This window comes from Pseudoalteromonas sp. PPB1 (assembly GCF_015356275.1).
Taxonomy (GTDB): domain Bacteria; phylum Pseudomonadota; class Gammaproteobacteria; order Enterobacterales; family Alteromonadaceae; genus Pseudoalteromonas; species Pseudoalteromonas rubra_D.
This window is the reverse complement of the sequence record NZ_JACEQV010000010.1, coordinates 80,290-97,607: the sequence shown is the minus strand read 5'-3', so window position 1 is coordinate 97,607 and position 17,318 is coordinate 80,290. Positions and strand designations below refer to the sequence as shown.

The window sequence follows — 17,318 nt, the reverse complement described above, 5'->3', positions numbered from 1 at the left end:
TGGACCGCCAACATACACTCTACTCCCTAAACTTGATCTTTGCCGAGAGCATGCGCCAGTGCATAGTCAAATGCGCTCTGGCTATCCATAGGCCTGGCATAAAAGTAGCCCTGTGCCACGTCACATTTCAGCGATTTGAGCTCACTGACCTGGGTGTCTGTCTCTACGCCTTCGGCCACCAGCTTAAGGCCAAGGGAGCGCGCTAATAATACGATGGTCTGTACAATGCCAAGGTGGTGCTCCCCTGATCCCATGTCTTGTATGAATGACTTATCGATTTTAAGTACATCCAGGGGGAAAACTTTTAAATAGGATAAGCTGGAATAACCCGTTCCAAAATCATCAATGGCAATCGTAACCCCCATGTCAGTCAGCTCCGCGAGTTTGCATTGCACTTGTTCAAAACTCTCAACCAGCGCACTTTCTGTCACTTCCAGCTCTAACTGCCGGCTCGGTAACTTGTGCTTCTCCAGGCACCTTGCAACCTGATCGACAAACAGAGCATGCTTCAGTTGTTGAGATGACACATTGACACTGACTTTAAGCGTCACCCCCTGGTCCAGCAAGCGACGCCCGAATGCACAACTTTTTTGCAAAACCTGTTCACCCAATTCGTCGATTAGACCCAACTCTTCGGCCAGCGAAATAAACTCCTGGGGCGCAACCAGTGCGCCTGATTTTTCTTTGAGCCGCACAAGGGCTTCAAAACCACACACGCGACCGGAGTCAATGGCAATCTGAGGCTGAAAAAACACCGTTAACGCTTCTGCATCCAGCGTTTCACGCAACAACAACTCCAGCTCATGGCGTTTTATTAACTCGGCTTCAAGCTCCTGAGAAAAAAAGCACACCGTATTTCGGCCCTGGTTTTTAGCCCGATACATGGCAACATCAGCATGGCGCATCAGCACTTCTTCTTCGTGGGTATCCAACAATGACATACTCACCCCTATGCTGACTGAGACCTGATACTCCTTTTGTTCAAGCAGAAATGGCTCTTTAAAACTGGCAATCAGGTGGTTTGCAACAACCGACACATAACTGGCAGAACGAACCTCTTCCAAAAGTAAAACGAACTCATCACCGCCCACCCGTGCCAGTGACGCATTGGGATCAATCACCGACTCCAGTCGCTTCGCTACCTTCTTAATCAATTCATCGCCCAGATGGTGACCCAACGCATCATTGATATACTTAAAGTGATCTATATCTATCAATAAGACAGCTATGTGCATATTCGATATCCGGGCACTGGCTATTGCATGTTGTAACCTGTCGTGGAGGAGTACCCGATTTGGCAGGCCAGTCAACTGGTCATTGTTGGTTAAGAAGTTCATTTGTACCGCCATGGCAACCGACTCGCTCACATCGTGAAACACCATCACCGCCCCCAATACCGAGCCATCTTCGCCACGAATGGGTGAAGCAGTATCTTCGACCCGATAAATCTGACCATCTTTGCTGTGTAATTGACAGTTCAGGGCCATTGCCACATTGCGCTTTTCGGTTAACGCTCTTCTGGCAGGGTTGATTGACTCACTCTGTGTGGTTGCATCACGTAAGTCCATCACCGCTTCTATCGGTGAGCCCAAAGCATAGCTTGCCGCTATACCAGTTAAGCGTTCTGCCACCGGATTCATATAACTTACATAGCCTGCTTTATCTGTGGCGATTACGGCATCACCTATCGAGTTGAGCGTCACCTGAAAGAGCTCTTTCTCCCGTAGTAATAACTCCGTGGTACTTTCCAGTGCATCCTGATAAGCCACGATCGCCAGCTGGTTATACACCCGCATACGACAGGTTTTCAGGTCAATCGGTTTCGAAATATAGTCAGCACCGCCTTCAGTCAGAGATTGGAATTCTGTATCGGGGTCGCGACTTGCAGTAATAAAAACGACTGTGTAGTGGGCTGTTTGAGGGTCACTTTTCAGTGTGCGGCAAATATCCACGCCATTGTATTCACCCATGTCGATATCAAGCAAAATCACATGGGGCTGTATCTCTTTGATAAGCACCAAAGCATAGCTGGCTTCAGAGGTTGAAAACACCTCACCTAAATCACCAACGGCTTTTTTGATGATCAGTATGCTACTGGGGTCATCATCGACGATCAGTATTCTCGCATTGTCGGGCAAGTTCAGTCTCACGTGCAAACCTTCCACATTTCCTTAATCTAATCAGCATAGACCAAGCAGGCGTGTTTTAAACCGAACAAACTTAATTATTTAAATACTTTATCATTAGAAAAATATAAAAACCCCACCACTAGCCCGCAAGCTGCGTACTGGTGACGGTAAACGTTTCCATATTTTGCTGCAGTTGTTCAAAGGTCATAGCCAGTGGCTGAGCGGGTAATTTCAGCCCTACCCAGGCATTGCGCCCGCCATTCTTTGCACGATACAGGCAATTATCAGCCAGTTCCAGCACCTGCTCCCAGCTCGCTAGCTGCGCATCAGCCAGGCGCAGGGGGTAAGCTGCAAAACCAATCGAACAAGTACAGCTCAGCGGCTGATCATCGTGACTAAACACATACTGCGCCACTGCATTGTGGAGCCTTTCAACCACCTGCTGTGCTGTTGTCATGTCAGTCTGAGGCATTACCAGCAAAAACTCTTCGCCGCCCCAACGCACCAACTCATCCTGCGCCCTGAGCTGGCTCGTGACCACCTCGGCAAATTGCTGCAACACCACATCACCAGTGGCATGACCATAGCTGTCATTGATCTGTTTAAAGTGATCGATGTCTATCAGGCAAAAAATCGTGCTCTGCGACACATCCCGGGATTGCACGAGTAATTTGTCTGCCGCGCTAAAAAAGTAATGCCGGTTATGCAAACCCGTCAGGCTGTCTGAATAACTGAGCGCTTGTAGGCGACGATTTCGCTCATCGAGCTCAGCCGTTCTTTGCTTCACTTGCTCTTCCAGTAAAGACAAATAACGCTTGTTCTGCCAACGCCAATATAAGAAACCCAACAATGCCAACGCCAGAATAAGCAACAATGCGCCACGCTGCTGCGCCAGGCGCGTATTTTCCAAAATTTGCTGGTGACGGAAAATCTCTTGTGCCTGTATCGCATTGTCTTTTTCCAACAAACTCAACTGCTGTTTTTGTGTTGCCAGCGCGTACTGCGACTCAAGTTGCAACAACTTATTGTTGCGCTTTTGAAAGTTAAGTGCATCTTTGCTCAGGGCATAGCGCTTCAGATATAAATGCGCCTGCTGGTAGTCGCCAGCTGGACGTAGGCATTAGACAACACAAACTGCAAATCAGCCTGCTCTTCTAAAAATCGGGTTGTAAAGGTTTCCATTAACGCAGGCATTGCCGTACCGAGTGTTTTTTGAAACTCCCCGGCCTGCAACCAGGCCATGGATTGCAGCAAGTTAAAGCGGATCCGCATACGCTGATTACGAATGAGAATGTTACTTTGAGCAACCTGATTAAGGATAGGTTGTGCCTGTTGATAACGGCCCAGTTTTAGCAATGCCCAGGCCCTGACCAGCAGCAGTTTATCCAGGAGTTCCGGCGTGCCAGTTACCACCAGATCTTCCGTATGCAGGGCCGCAACGGCCTGATGATAGCTCCCCAGCAAGACATACAGATAGCCTTGCCATAGTCTGTGCGCCAATAATAATCGGTGAGCCACATAAGGCGCTGGCTGAGCTTTATTACTCATCTGTTCTATCAGCTGATGCACATCATCCAATGAACGTTGCGCATAGTTATAGCGCTCAAGGTCCATTTCCAACCTGGCAATAGCTAATCGGCTTTGCGCCATCAGCGCCAGATCCTGACGCTCTACAGCCAGCTGTAATGCATCATTATGCAACACCAGGCTTTGCTGATAGTCGCCGTATTGCTGGCGGATCTGCCCCTCCAGTAATAAGGTTTGAGCGACAATTTCCAGCGCATCAATCGCCTGTGCGTCGCGCCGCAACTTTCTTAATTCAGGGAGCAGCGACAGATCGAAATCACTTTTGAGTGTTTCGTTCAACCCGGCCAGGGATTTTTCCAGCTGCTCGGGCGAAGCGAGCTCAGTGGCCGTCACAGACACACTGAACAACAGAGATAACAGCCAGCTTAGAGGCGCACCGAGCCGGATCATGGTCTGGACTCCTGCGGCAGCATAGCACGATTAATAACAGCCCAATCTTGTACTTTACGATTAATAAAACCAGATTCTGTCAGCGCTTTGCGGATCACCCCCCGACGCCGGAGCTCTTTCAAGCCCCGGTTCAGCGCGGCAAAAATCTGGGCTCCTTCGGGGTGACGTTTGCTGACGATGAAGTGACGTGAATCAGGCAACACCATTTTTACCCCTTCTATGGGTACGTAGTCTCGGCCTTCAAACACCAATTGCAAAGATTCGCTGACACTGAAATTGACCAGCATGCCATCGACGATGTCAGTTTCCACCATGTTCAGCATGCTTTCCCAGGGACCGATGAAGCTCACCAGATTCATGTTGCTATTTGTCAGGGCGTGCCAGTCTACCCGCCAGCGAGGGTTGGCCACCAGCGTCAGTTGCTCCAGTCCATCTTGGGTGGTCTGATGCAGTGCCTGATTGCGCTTTGCCACATATATACCGGCTTCATACTCACCAAACTTCACGACCGGATCACTGACATACACAGAGCCACGATAATTAATGACATCTTCATGCCAAACGGTACGTGCCAAAATCAGGCTCTCCCCCGCAACCATGTCGGTGAATTCAAGAATATTGACTGAAGGCTTAGGATTAAAAACCACCTCACGGGTTTCCCCGCCAAGAAACAGCGCTTGTTGCAATAATACCATTTCGATGATCTCGATATGAGATCCCTGTGTGGTTGGGCGAAAATCAGTGACATCAAGCACCGAGCGCCCCTGTAGAAAAGCTTGATAACGCTGAGAAAAATTCTCACTGCTAATGATATCAACAACCAAAGGGTTGTGAGCTTTGGCACATTGCGACACAACGAGCAATAACAACACCAAAAACTTCATTTGCCTCCCCAGCACACAAATCACGCACAGTGTGCCTTAGTATACAGGAAGGCACGAACATAAGTTAACCTAGCCATAACAAAAAATAAGTACAATGCAGTAAAAATCGCTCACAGAGCGCAATTATTGAAACAATAATAAAGAGTTACAGGAGATAAAAAAACGTCACTTAAAAGTCTGGGGTTGTGGTGCAACAAGAAACTCAAATCAATACCGGGCCAGAAAAATAATACCAATTTGCTTAATTAAGTGATCTATTTTGAAGCGAGAAAATAGGGTCGATAACAAGGCAAAAATTTGTGAACCTATGTCTAAGGTATAAGGTTCTAAATGACAGATTTTTAACGCTGTTAGCGTCCTATTTGCTCCTTCAAATAGACCAGGTATTAAGTGAAATTGGTATGAAAGGCCTCATTGAGGCCTTTAGAGATATAGTAATAAACACACGTTTTGCGGGTAAATCAATGTCACTCAGTCCCCTTTACCAGAAGCCCATATCTAACCGGGCTATCAGGGTGTAGTGTGGTTTCTGGCATGTTCTATACGTTCTTGCAGGCTTGGGTGAGTAGACAGGTACTTTAACCAACTTTGCGATTGCGCTTCATCAAGCGGTACCAGTGACTCCAGAGCCTGTGCAAAGTCTTCGCCACTGTAGCCTAGACGCTCAAGTTGCATCAAGGCATAGTTGTCAGCTTCCCACTCCATATTTTGTGAGAACTGCAGATCCATCAAAGCACTGCCCGACCCAAGCACCACCTCAGCAACTATGTCCATATCTCCCAACAGCATCGCAATCGCAATACTGGCAACGGCGGCCTGAGATGCCAGGCGCACGCTATGCATGCGCTCTACATGACCAATTTCGTGCAATAAAATCGCTCTGAGCGCGTCAGGGTGGTCGGCCAGACGTCGCGCCAGCTCATCGGTTACCACGACCTGACCATGGGGCAAAGCAAAGGCATTGGCGCCAAAATGATCCGAACGATACACATCAATACGATACCTTTCTGCGGACAGGCCAAGCTGAGAGACAGTGTCGTGCCATAAAGTAAAAACGGCTTGCTGCTCTTGTGCTGAAAGTTCACTGGGCGATAACATAGTGCGCTCAATGAGCACCATGGATTGTTGACCCATTTGTTCAACAACCACATCAGGCATGGCCTTTACCGCAGTCACTGCAATGCCGGGGACCAGCTTAAACAACAAAGCATAGAGCAGCACAGGTGTGGCGAAAAGCGCGCATAGGATCAGCACCAAATTACTTTCCAGCCGCGCCAGCAATCCGCTCTTGCGTTGTTGAAATGGCCAGCGATATGCAACGTCATGGGGCACAAAGCGTGCGCCATCAGCAAAGTTCAATTCGCTGGCCTGCCCAGGCAGATGAGCAGCTACATTAAGCGCCGTTTGCATGCTTTCACACACACATTCATCATCAACATAAATAGCAATGCGCTCACCACTCAGTCGGGCGTAGCTCTGCTGCACCCGACTGCTGTTTGGCAGATAAAAATATCCCTTAATCATCAGGTCAACGAAATATCAACGTCAAACACATTCGCGGCTTCCTCAGCAAAAGAGGAATCAGCCTGCTGCGCATTATCTAACACCTGATCTGCACCAGGCAATAACATAACCTGAGTTGCTCCGGCCAGAGCTTTGACTTTACGTACTTTCGCCCAGGGGAAGGCCAGGCCGGCAGTCAGCACAATCGCAGCTGCGTTAGTTGCCAGAATAAGCGCATAGCGCTGAGGCGCTAAATTCGATTCGAATTCAGCCACGTCTTCTATTTGTGCGTTGTTCAGAATATGATTGCGGATCTGCGCCTGGTAGATGCCTTGTAATGCAGAAATCACAAACAAATACAGAGGCACAATCAGAAACACGCCAAAATTGACCGTGCCCAGTTCACCAGGGTTAATGTTGATACCACCTACCAGACTGAATGCAAGACCCAGCAACATCATCACAAGGATGCCCAGTAATATCACCAATAATGCAGCTACATAGTATTCTTTGCCCTCTAACTGTACTTGTACTGGCTTATCGCCGTATCGAATATTGCTGTGAATATACGCATCAATGCGCTTGAGCACCCAGGGCATCAAAAGATACAAGGTAAAAATACTGACAAATGGTAGCACCACAAAGTTCACCATCGCCTCGCCCAAATTGCCTTTGAAGGCAAAGCGAATATTGCGGTAACGAGTCATGCGCATGCTGAATTTAAGCCCCTGATTGATCATCCAGGGCACCAGAAATACCAGTGCAAATGCCATCATCGCGCCCACAAGTGGAAAATAGCCAGACACCACGCTGTAGATAACAAACAGGCCAACAGCGAGCAAACGGCCTTTTAGGATCTGAATCGGCGTAGCCAGATAATCAAAGCGATGTCCGTCCAGTACGGTATGACCGTAAAAGTATTGCTTAGTACGCACCGTTGCCCAGGCCGAATAAATACCCAATGTCAGCAACGTCAGTAGGATATTGACAATCCAAATACCAAAATATTCTTTGGCATTACCGGTAAATTGCAATTGAGATGGAGCGGTTTGACTGCCAGGTTCGGCAGCGGAAGGAGTAGAAGTCGAATCCATTGTTGGCTTCCTTTTTCGTTATTATAATGTTTTCACACGATTGATGCATTCACGGCAATGTCCCCGTGAAAACTACGAAAAAATACACCACAACGCGCATCAGCGCAATGTATAAAAAGCAAAACGCCGACGTAACTTATCAGTCACCTCGGCGTTCGGTATTGATTGGTGCTGCGGTATTACTTAGCAGACACGAGTCAACCAATTGATAAAGTGACGCGCTTCGCTGCCACTTGAAAATTGCGTTTGTTTGCGGCCTGAGCCATCAGCAAAAACGACTTTTGATTTGTTGACCGAAATTGAGCGAATTGGTTGCTCAACACGGATCTCTGTTCCGTTGTATGTATAAGACATAATAAAACTCACTTTTATAATGCGCAGCCTGTCGGCTATCGCTTTAAACAATAAACGAGCTTTATGACAGTTTGATACCATACCTGAAAAAATCTGCGATCAATTTTTCGACACTTTGGAGTCAACGAACCGACGCGCGCTTAAAAGGAAATGGTACTGGCGATCTTAATAGCTGCATTCACAACGACCCCGGTGGGGTAACTGCAGTGGTATATCGCCTGACTATAATAAGCTCTACTTCTTAATTTTTAATGCGGGCTTACTGGATCAAGGCAAGAGGGCATTACTTCTATGACGCTTTAAATAAGAGGTTATTTAAAGCAAGAGAGCAATAATAACGAAATAATAAACAAATGCAAGAAAAATGGTTGTTTTTTTGGCTAAAAGTAAGGACCTATCGGCCCTTACTTTTTATTGTCCACTATTGTGGCTCGTATCCTAAGTTAGGTGACAACCAGCGTTCGGCTTCAGCCAACGTCATATTGCTGCGTTTGGCATAGTCTTCAACCTGATCTTGCTGGATAGCCGCTACCGCAAAATACTTAGAATCTGGGTGAGAGAAATACCAGCCAGATACCGCAGCACCGGGCCACATGGCATATGAGCTGGTCAGTTTCATACCGATACGGTTTTCCACATCCAGTAATTGCCAGATCTTGTCTTTCTCGGTGTGCTCTGGGCAAGCAGGATAGCCAGGCGCAGGTCGGATCCCCTGATAATTCTCGCGGATCAGCTGCTCATTACTGAGATTTTCATCACTGGCAAAACCCCAATACTGCTTACGAACCTGTTCATGCAGGTATTCTGCAAAAGCCTCAGCCAGGCGGTCTGCAACCGCTTTTACCATGATCTTATTGTAATCATCCTGCTGCTGCTCGAATACATCCGCCAGATCATCTTCTTCCAGACCCCCCGTAACGGCAAACGCCCCAAAATAGTCCGGCGTGCCTTTTGGTGCAACATAATCAGCCAGACAGTAGTTAGGAAAATCAGTTTTCTCGGTTTGCTGACGTAGCTGACAAGATCTTAGAAGGACTTCCTCACGACTTTCATCACGATAAATTTCTATGTCATCCCCTACCCGGTTGGCCGGGAACAGACCAATCACACCCAGTGGTTGCAAGCTGCCTTTGGCGGTTAACTCATCTAGCATGGCGTTTGCATCGGCAAAGAGTTTCTTCGCTTCTTCACCCACGACTTCATCTTCCAGAATACGCGGATATTTGCCCGCCAGTGTCCAGGTCATGAAAAACGGCGTCCAGTCTATGTATTCACGTAAAGTGGCAATACTGACATCTTTAAACTCGGTAATACCCAGCTTCTTAGGCACAGGCGGGGTGTAATTGTCCCAGTCAAGCTTAACGGCGTTGTCACGTGCACGCGCCAGCGTCACCGGCTTAGAACGAGGCTTTTTACGCGCCTGTTGTTCACGTACCTTGACGTATTCACTGGCAGTTTTTTCCAAAAATACCGGCTTTTGTGTAGCACTAAGCAGGCTGGAAACCACACCAACCGCACGGCTGGCATTATTCACATAAACGACGCCTTTATCATACTGCGGCTCAATCTTCACCGCGGTATGTGCCTTCGACGTGGTTGCACCGCCAATAAGCAATGGGATCTCAAAACCACGACGCGTCATCTCTTTCGCCACGTGCACCATCTCGTCCAGCGAAGGCGTGATCAGACCCGATAAGCCAATGGCATCGGCATTTTCATCAATGGCCGTTTGCAGGATTTTTTCTGCTGGCACCATCACGCCTAAATCGACGACTTCGTAGTTATTACACTGCAGCACCACGCCGACAATGTTTTTACCTATGTCATGAACATCGCCCTTTACCGTGGCCATGATGATCTTACCGTTGCTCTCGCCGGCCTGCTTCTCAGCCTCAATATAAGGGTCCAGATAGGCCACAGCTCGCTTCATAACACGTGCAGACTTCACCACCTGAGGCAGGAACATTTTACCGGCACCAAATAAATCACCGACCACATTCATGCCGTCCATCAAAGGACCTTCAATCACTTCAATCGGTTTGTCGAACGTCTGGCGACACGCCTCGGTGTCCTCTTCGATATACTCAGTGATGCCTTTTACCAATGCGTGTTCAAGACGCTTGGCCACCGGCCAGCTGCGCCACTCCAGGTCTTCAGCTTTCTCAGCCTGAGCCATTCCCGAGTAATTAGGCGCTATCTCTACCAAACGCTCACCCGCTCCGGGGTCCGTATTGAGGACCACGTCTTCAACGGCTTTGCGCAGTTCATCCGGAATATCATCGTATACCGTCAACTGACCTGCATTCACTATCCCCATATCCATACCGGCCTGAATGGCGTGGTACAGAAATACCGAGTGAATGGCCTCACGCACCGGGTTATTGCCCCGAAATGAGAAAGACACGTTCGACACCCCGCCCGACACTTTACAGTGCGGTAGGTTCTGCTTGATACGTCGCGTGCCTTCAATAAACTCGACCGCATAATTGTCGTGCTCCTCAATACCGGTCGCAACAGCAAAGATATTGGGGTCAAAAATAATGTCTTCAGGCGGGAAGCCCAATTCATCCACCAAAATGCGATAAGAGCGCTCACAGATCTCAAACTTGCGGTCGGCCGTTTCGGCCTGGCCCGTTTCGTCAAATGCCATGACCACCACTGCCGCGCCAAAGCGCTTAATGATTTTCGCCTGGCGCTCAAACGGCTCACGGCCCTCTTTCAGCGAGATGGAGTTAACAATGGCCTTGCCCTGAATACACTTCAAACCCGCTTCGATGACTTCCCATTTAGATGAGTCAACCATGATTGGCACACGAGAAATATCCGGCTCTGAGGCAATCAGGTTCAAAAACTTAACCATGGCGGCCTTAGAGTCCAGCATCGCTTCATCCATATTGATGTCGATCACCTGGGCCCCGTTCTCAACCTGGCTGCGCGCCACATCCAGTGCTGTTTCGTAATCTTCTTCCAGGATCAAACGCTTAAAACGCGCCGAGCCGGTAACATTGGTTCTTTCACCAACGTTGGTAAAAATGGCTGTAGATTGCGTCATATCAGTACTTCCTAATTAAGATTACAGGCTTCAAGGCCCGCCAAGCGCATTCTGACTTCAAGTTCAGGTAAGGTACGCGGAGCGACCTGCTTGAGTCCATTTACAAAAGCGCTAATATGTTCAGGCGTGGTACCACAGCAGCCACCGACGATATTGATAAAGCCCTCTTTACCCCAGTCGATGATTTCCTTTGCCATCTCATCGGCTTCGAGATCATACTCACCAAATTCATTTGGCAAGCCCGCGTTAGGGTGCACGGACGTATAGGTTTCGCATACCCGCGACAATTCTTCGACATAAGCACGTAACAGGTCGGGGCCCAGCGCACAGTTCAAACCAATAGAGATAGGTTTGATATGACGAATAGAGTTGTAAAACGCTTCGGTTGTCTGGCCCGACAAAGTGCGTCCTGACGCATCCGTGATAGTCCCGGAGATCATCACCGGCAAAGTGATACCGGTTCGCTCAAACGCTTCTTCCACCCCGTACGCTGCCGCTTTGGCGTTAAGCGTGTCGAAGATGGTTTCAATCAGGATCAGATCCGCGCCGCCTTCAATCAAGGCTTCCGTAGATTCAATATACGCTTCCACCAGCTGATCAAACGACACATTCCGATAACCCGGATCGTTCACATCAGGTGAAATAGAGCAGGTTTTTGAAGTCGGCCCCAAAACACCGGCCACATAACGCGGCTTACCAGGGTCTTTAGCAGTGAACTCATCACATACTGCGCGTGCAAGCCGGGCCGATTCGACGTTGATCTCACGGCTCAGGCTGGCCATGTCATAGTCTTCCATCGAAATGGTGGTGGCATTAAAAGTATTCGTTTCAATAATGTCCGCACCCGCTTCAAGATATTCGCGGTGGATCTGACGGATCACCTCAGGTTGAGTCAGGCTGAGCAGGTCATTATTACCTTTAATCAATACATGCCAGTCTTTAAAGCGCTCGCCCCGATAGTCCTCTTCCTCAAACTTATGTTTTTGGATCATGGTGCCCATGGCCCCATCGAGGATCAAAATACGCTGTTGCATGGCCGTTTTTAGCGCCTCAGCAATGGCTGCGCCGTCGGCCGCAGTGGTGATATGTTTATTCGGCATAATTGTTAGTCCTAACATCCTGGCTAACCAGATTAATATCGTACGGAGTAGTCTGGTAAACATAGTAGTTTAACCAGTTGGAGAATAACAAAAAAGCATGGCTTTGCCATGTCTTGGATGGCTTTGCAGACGCGTCATCTTTTGGAAAGTAGTTCTCCGGCTTAGGCGCATCTGGGCCTTTTTCGCAATCGCGGAAATACTCTTTACTGAGGGTATCGGCATCATATTCAGGGTGTCCAGTAATATAAACCTGGCTACCCGACACATTTTTAATTAAATAAGCGCCAACTCGCTCGGACCCCGCCAGCGTCACCAGCTCCTCACACGCATCAATTTGACTGGCCTCAATATGACCATAGCGTGAGTGGGGTACCAAAAATTCATCGTCAAACCCACGCGTCAAAGCACCATGTTCAAAGTAACACTGATGACGAAACACCCCACATAGTTTGTCTTTTTTCAACTCACGTTTCAGGCCGTGATGGTGGAACAAACCAGCATGCGCTGCCCAGCAGGAGAACAGGGTCGACGTAACATGATGCTCGGCCCAGTCGAAGAATGCCTGTAACTCTTCCCAATAGGTCACGTCTTCGTACTCAAGGTGCGCAAGTGGCGCACCTGTGACAATCAACGCATCATAGTTTTCTTTTCTTACATCGGAGAAGTAGCGATAAAACATATTGAGGTGTTGCTCAGAGTTTTCTGAACTACGGTGGGTATCCAGGCGCAACAGATCAACATTAACCTGAAGCGGCGAATTCGCCAACAGGCGAATAAACTGTACTTCAGTTTCTACTTTATTTGGCATCAGATTGAGTATGGCCAGCCGCATTGGCCGGATCTCCTGCGTGCTGGCGCGACTTTGCGGCATCACAAAAACATTCTCATGGCGTAAATGGCTGATGGCAGGTAAATCGTCGGTTACTGTGATTGGCATGGTATTCCCCTCAGTGACTGGATCTCCGTAACGCGATCCACTTTCCAGCGACATTATGAAGCAATGGGAATAAATTTCAACTTCTAGATGTTTAGCCGTCTAAAATTAAACTCACACACCAGGCTCTGCCAATGCGGCTTTTAGCATCTGGCAAGAACGTGCCAAAACGGCATCCAGCGCCTCAAGCAAACTCGCCTGCTGCGATGTTTGTTGCGTAATTGACTGCTCCAGCTGCGCCGCAAGCTCAGCACAGCGCAACAACCCAAGGTATCCAGCTTGTCCTTTCAATGTGTGTGCCATTCTGGCAGCCGCTTCAATATCTTTCTCCTGCAAGCTTTGTTCAAGGCGCGTGCAAAACGTGCTTTGTGCCACAATAAACTTATCGGACATTTTACGATAAAAGTCTCTGTTGCCATTAACATGCTTAAGACCCTGCGCCATATCAAGCAAATCACTCTCTGCACTTTCATGTGATGCCATTGGCTCGGTTACGGTCGAGTAAGGCTTCACAGACTCCATAACAACGAGCCCCTCAGGCATACTTAGCTGGGATTGACGACAAAGCCATTGGTAAATCTTTTGATAAGCCAGCTCAACATTAATTGGCTTGGCGATGTGATCGTCCATGCCACACGCTTTAATCTCTTGCAGATCATGGTGCATCACATTCGCCGTCAGGGCAATAATTGGCACCTGGCGATAAGTCGGTATTTTTCTAATCTCCCGGGTCGCGGTGTATCCATCCATCACGGGCATCTGACAGTCCATTAGAATCAAATCAACATCCGCTTCACGTACCCGCTCCAGCGCTTCCTCTCCGTGTTCCGCCGTGAACACCTGCATACCCACATCAGTTAGTATCTCCTGTGCGATTTCCCGATTAATATCATTATCTTCCACCAATAACACAGTTGCCCTTTCAAGTACTGCTGATACTGCCCCAGGCTCAATTTTGGCACCGATTTGTACGCCCGGTTCTGTTGCAGTCTCACCAAGTGGAAATGTAATCTCGACAAAGAAACGTGCACCTTCTCCTTCGCTACTCTCACACCAAACCCTGCCCCCCATGAGTTTCACCAGGTTTTTACTGATCGCCAGACCCAGGCCAGTCCCTCCATATTGTCGAGTGGTCGAAGCGTCAGCCTGAGTAAACGGGGCAAACAAAGTTTGCAGCTGACTCGGTGAAATACCGATGCCGGTATCAGACACGCAGAATAGAATCTGAGCATTGGATTTTGTCACCGCTTTTGCAGTCAATTGCAGGGTGATACGGCCAAAATGGGGGGTGAATTTGATTGCGTTACTGAGCAAATTTAGCAATACCTGACTGAGCCTGAGCGCATCCCCCATAAGGACTTTAGGCAGTTGAGGGTCTTGCTTTACCTCAAAGCTCAGTTGTTTCTCGTCAACCCGGGCCGCAATCAAACCACAGACATGTTCAATCAAAGTCTGCAAACCAAACGGAACAGACTCCACACTCAGTTTACCTGCCTCAATCTTAGAAATGTCCAAAATGTCATTCAGAAGTACCAGCAGGTTATCTGCTGCATAACGTATTTTTTTCAGATAGTTATGCATTTTGGGAGGCGCATCCATTTTGAGTGCCAGATGCGTTAATCCAGTTATCGCATGCATAGGGGTGCGAATTTCATGAGACATGTTGGCGAGAAACTCCGACTTCGCACGGGTCGCACTTTGAGCGGCCTGCATCGCTTCCAGGAGCCTTTGCTCTGCCTCTTTACGTTCCGTAATATCACGTATAATGGCAGTGAAATAATTAGCCTCTCCCACCTTAGTTTCGGCAACAGCCAAGTCGATGGGAAAGCACCGGCCACTTTTATTGCGTGCCGTCACTTCACGCTTATTATCGATGACTTTTTTTACGCCGGTATCAAAGTAATTTTGCATATACTGATCATGGCTACTTCGATAAGGCTCAGGCATCAACATTCGCAGATTTTTACCCAATACTTCATCAGGCGCATAGCCAAACATCTCCACCGCCGCCGGGCTAAACTCCTGTACTTCTCCCTGCATATTAATCACTATAATGGCATCCGCAGCTGTATCTATGATGGCCCGCGTCATCGCCTGATTTTCTATCAGCGACAGCTCTTTGTGCATCTGCTCCGATATGTCCTGAACAATACCGACCATTTTGTAGTGTCCGGTATTACTGTCTTCACATCGCTCAGCGACGAGTCGAATGAAACGACATGCGTCGTCACTTTGCAGCTCATAATTAAAGTCATGGTGCTGTTGCTGCTTATCAAAAATAGCCTGTAACGCAGGCTCAGATACAACATCTGCGTGGCCAAACAATGTACTTAACGTCACAGGCTGTGCGGGTGACGCTCCAACGATATCGTAGGCTTCCTGAGATAAATGTACCAAACCACTTTCCAATTCGAGCTCCCAGCGACCGAGACGAGCCATTTTTTGTGCCTGCTCATAATTCAGGTTGGCACTTTGCAATTCCGCAGTGCGTAACTTGACCCTGGATTCAAGCTCGCACTTATTTTTGTCCAATTGTGCAATGTGCTCACTAATCGCACTGGAAGCCCAGTTAAATGTCTCTGTCAGCGTTGCAATTTCTTTAAACCCATAACGTACGCTCTGATGTGTATAAGTGCCATCTGCAAGTAAAGTCGCCTGTCTGGCCAGTTCCCCCAATGGCGCAATAACGCCTTTCCTTAACAGTACCATCACCATTAGGATCAACCCACCACAGCCGGCCCACATCAAAGCCAGATTCAGGCGAATATTGCGCCACAGCATTTGCTCACTCAATGCCAGATTATAATCTAAGTAAATCAACCCACGACGGGTAGAACGAATCTCAGTATCAGAGGGCAAGGCAAAGCTTTGCAACGCTTCAAGTGTGCTATGGTCCGCCGAGAACACCATTGACGGCATGTTGTTAGTCAGCGCGATTTTAAACGCCTGATTGGTGTGGTGACTGGCCACGTCTTGTAACGATTTGCCTATATCAGCAAACTGGTTGCTGAATAATATTTTCCCCGCCTCATCAGCCACTGCAATGTTTGCAACTTCCGGAACCGTGCCAATAATAGATAAGTCATGCCGAATTTCGTCGGGTTTGTCTGAGCTCAGGTTTACTTCGACATGACGTTTCAGCGTCAGCAGCAAATAATTAGCATGTGACTCATGGCTTGATTGAGCGGCGGCCCGACTGCCCGTATAAATGACCATAGTGCTCAGGCTCAGTACTGCGAAGCAAAGCACTAATATCCCCACAGGCACCCAGAACGCCAGGGACGTTGGCACACCCGGGCGTCTCATTGAGTCACGAACCTCGCGTCAACTAAATCATCCACATCGCCAATTTCTGCAATCATATTATGCTCGAGTAGCACAGCTAACAGCTGATCAGCAGTGACTTGCAAGGGAGATGGCGTCCCTGTACCCACCAACAAATCACGGTTAGTCGGCATATCGGCCAATGCAATCCCCCCCAATGCAGCCAATAATTCTTTGGGCTGTAATCCAAGTCTGGGAGACATCAACTGCGCTGCACTTTGCGGGTCTTTTTCTATGTAGGCGAGCGTTGCAAACTGAGCCGTCACCAGTGCTTGTAAGGCATCATGGTGATAAGCAAGCTGTGCACTTCGAACCACCAGCACATCAACAATTTTGCCCGGAATTTGCGCACTATCAAAAATAATATGATGCGCCTGGTTGACCAACTGAGTTGTGACCGGCTCAAACGTCACGACGGCATCGACTTCATGTGACTGAAAGGCCCGAAAGTGCTGGTTCACGGGTAAGTGCACCGCTTCAATGTCAGCCATCGTCAAATGCGCAGCATCCAGTGTTTCATGCAGCATCAGCGCACCTACGGCCGTTTGCTCGTAAGCGATACGCTTTCCTTTGAGTTGTGCTAATTCAGCAATCGGTGCTCTGGCAACGACCGCATCAGCCCCATTTGAGACATCCATAATCAATACGATTTTGAGCGCAATACCCTCAGACACCAGAAGCAGTGCTTCATCCAGCGTCAGTGCAGCTACTTCAATACGGCCATGCCGAAACGCATCCATGGTGTCGGTGGCAGACAGTAACTCTACCAACTCAATGTTATCTGCCAGCAGGCCCTTTTGCTTGGCCAAATAGAGGGTCTCATAGCCCGGCCACAAATTGAACCCTACCCTAAGCTGGGTACGCGGTGCATCAGAACACCCGACAATCAGTGCAAATGTGAGTACTAACAACAAAAGTTTCACTTCGTGCCCCGTCCATTAGGTCATTGGTAAAGTTTCTTTTTGTA

Annotated in this window: 12 protein-coding genes; all 12 read right to left on the bottom strand. The window is 48.4% G+C overall.

Features of this window, described 5'->3' with window-relative positions:
- Nucleotides 1–26 precede the first annotated feature (26 nt).
- The 12 genes from IY568_RS12000 to IY568_RS11945 all read right to left on the bottom strand — a co-directional run bounded on the left by IY568_RS12000 (nucleotide 27) and on the right by IY568_RS11945 (nucleotide 17,274).
- Entirely contained in the window at nucleotides 27–2,150 is a 2,124-nt protein-coding gene (locus IY568_RS12000) for an EAL domain-containing protein (RefSeq protein ID WP_323744744.1), read from the bottom strand.
- Nucleotides 2,151–2,268: 118 nt separating this feature from the next.
- Nucleotides 2,269–3,150 carry a GGDEF domain-containing protein gene (locus tag IY568_RS11995; RefSeq protein WP_194867656.1) on the bottom strand — a complete coding sequence of 294 codons (882 nt, stop codon included), beginning with the start codon at nucleotides 3,148–3,150 and terminating at the stop codon, nucleotides 2,269–2,271.
- A gap of 53 nt (nucleotides 3,151–3,203) precedes the next feature.
- Nucleotides 3,204–4,106, bottom strand: coding sequence for a hypothetical protein (locus IY568_RS11990; RefSeq protein ID WP_194867655.1), 903 nt, complete (start codon nucleotides 4,104–4,106; stop codon nucleotides 3,204–3,206).
- Entirely contained in the window at nucleotides 4,103–4,990 is an 888-nt protein-coding gene (locus IY568_RS11985; protein WP_049866203.1) for a hypothetical protein, read from the bottom strand. Before IY568_RS11985 ends, IY568_RS11990 begins: the two co-directional genes overlap by 4 nt.
- A 510-nt stretch (nucleotides 4,991–5,500) precedes the next feature.
- Nucleotides 5,501–6,514, bottom strand: a complete 1,014-nt coding sequence (locus tag IY568_RS11980) for a M48 family metallopeptidase (protein ID WP_194867654.1) — start codon at nucleotides 6,512–6,514, stop codon at nucleotides 5,501–5,503.
- Nucleotides 6,514–7,587 (bottom strand): YjgN family protein, encoded by a 1,074-nt coding sequence (locus IY568_RS11975; RefSeq protein WP_194867653.1) that lies wholly within the window; start codon nucleotides 7,585–7,587, stop codon nucleotides 6,514–6,516. Before IY568_RS11975 ends, IY568_RS11980 begins: the two co-directional genes overlap by 1 nt.
- 183 nt (nucleotides 7,588–7,770) lie before the next feature.
- The gene (locus IY568_RS11970) at nucleotides 7,771–7,941 is read right to left on the bottom strand and encodes a hypothetical protein (protein WP_164487836.1); all 171 of its coding nucleotides are present in this window, start codon (nucleotides 7,939–7,941) and stop codon (nucleotides 7,771–7,773) included.
- Nucleotides 7,942–8,362: 421 nt separating this feature from the next.
- Entirely contained in the window at nucleotides 8,363–10,993 is a 2,631-nt protein-coding gene (gene metH / locus IY568_RS11965; RefSeq protein WP_194867652.1) for a methionine synthase, read from the bottom strand.
- 11 nt (nucleotides 10,994–11,004) lie between these two features.
- Entirely contained in the window at nucleotides 11,005–12,027 is a 1,023-nt protein-coding gene (locus IY568_RS11960) for a homocysteine S-methyltransferase family protein (RefSeq protein WP_194867706.1), read from the bottom strand.
- A 55-nt stretch (nucleotides 12,028–12,082) separates the two neighbouring features.
- On the bottom strand, nucleotides 12,083–13,030 hold the full coding sequence (locus IY568_RS11955) for a homoserine O-succinyltransferase (RefSeq protein ID WP_125562332.1): 948 nt from the start codon (nucleotides 13,028–13,030) through the stop codon (nucleotides 12,083–12,085).
- 111 nt (nucleotides 13,031–13,141) lie between these two features.
- On the bottom strand, nucleotides 13,142–16,333 hold the full coding sequence (locus IY568_RS11950; protein ID WP_194867651.1) for a PAS domain S-box protein: 3,192 nt from the start codon (nucleotides 16,331–16,333) through the stop codon (nucleotides 13,142–13,144).
- Complete coding sequence (locus IY568_RS11945) at nucleotides 16,330–17,274, bottom strand: ABC transporter substrate-binding protein (RefSeq protein WP_125562328.1); 945 nt, start codon at nucleotides 17,272–17,274, stop codon at nucleotides 16,330–16,332. Before IY568_RS11945 ends, IY568_RS11950 begins: the two co-directional genes overlap by 4 nt.
- Nucleotides 17,275–17,318: the final 44 nt, after the last annotated feature.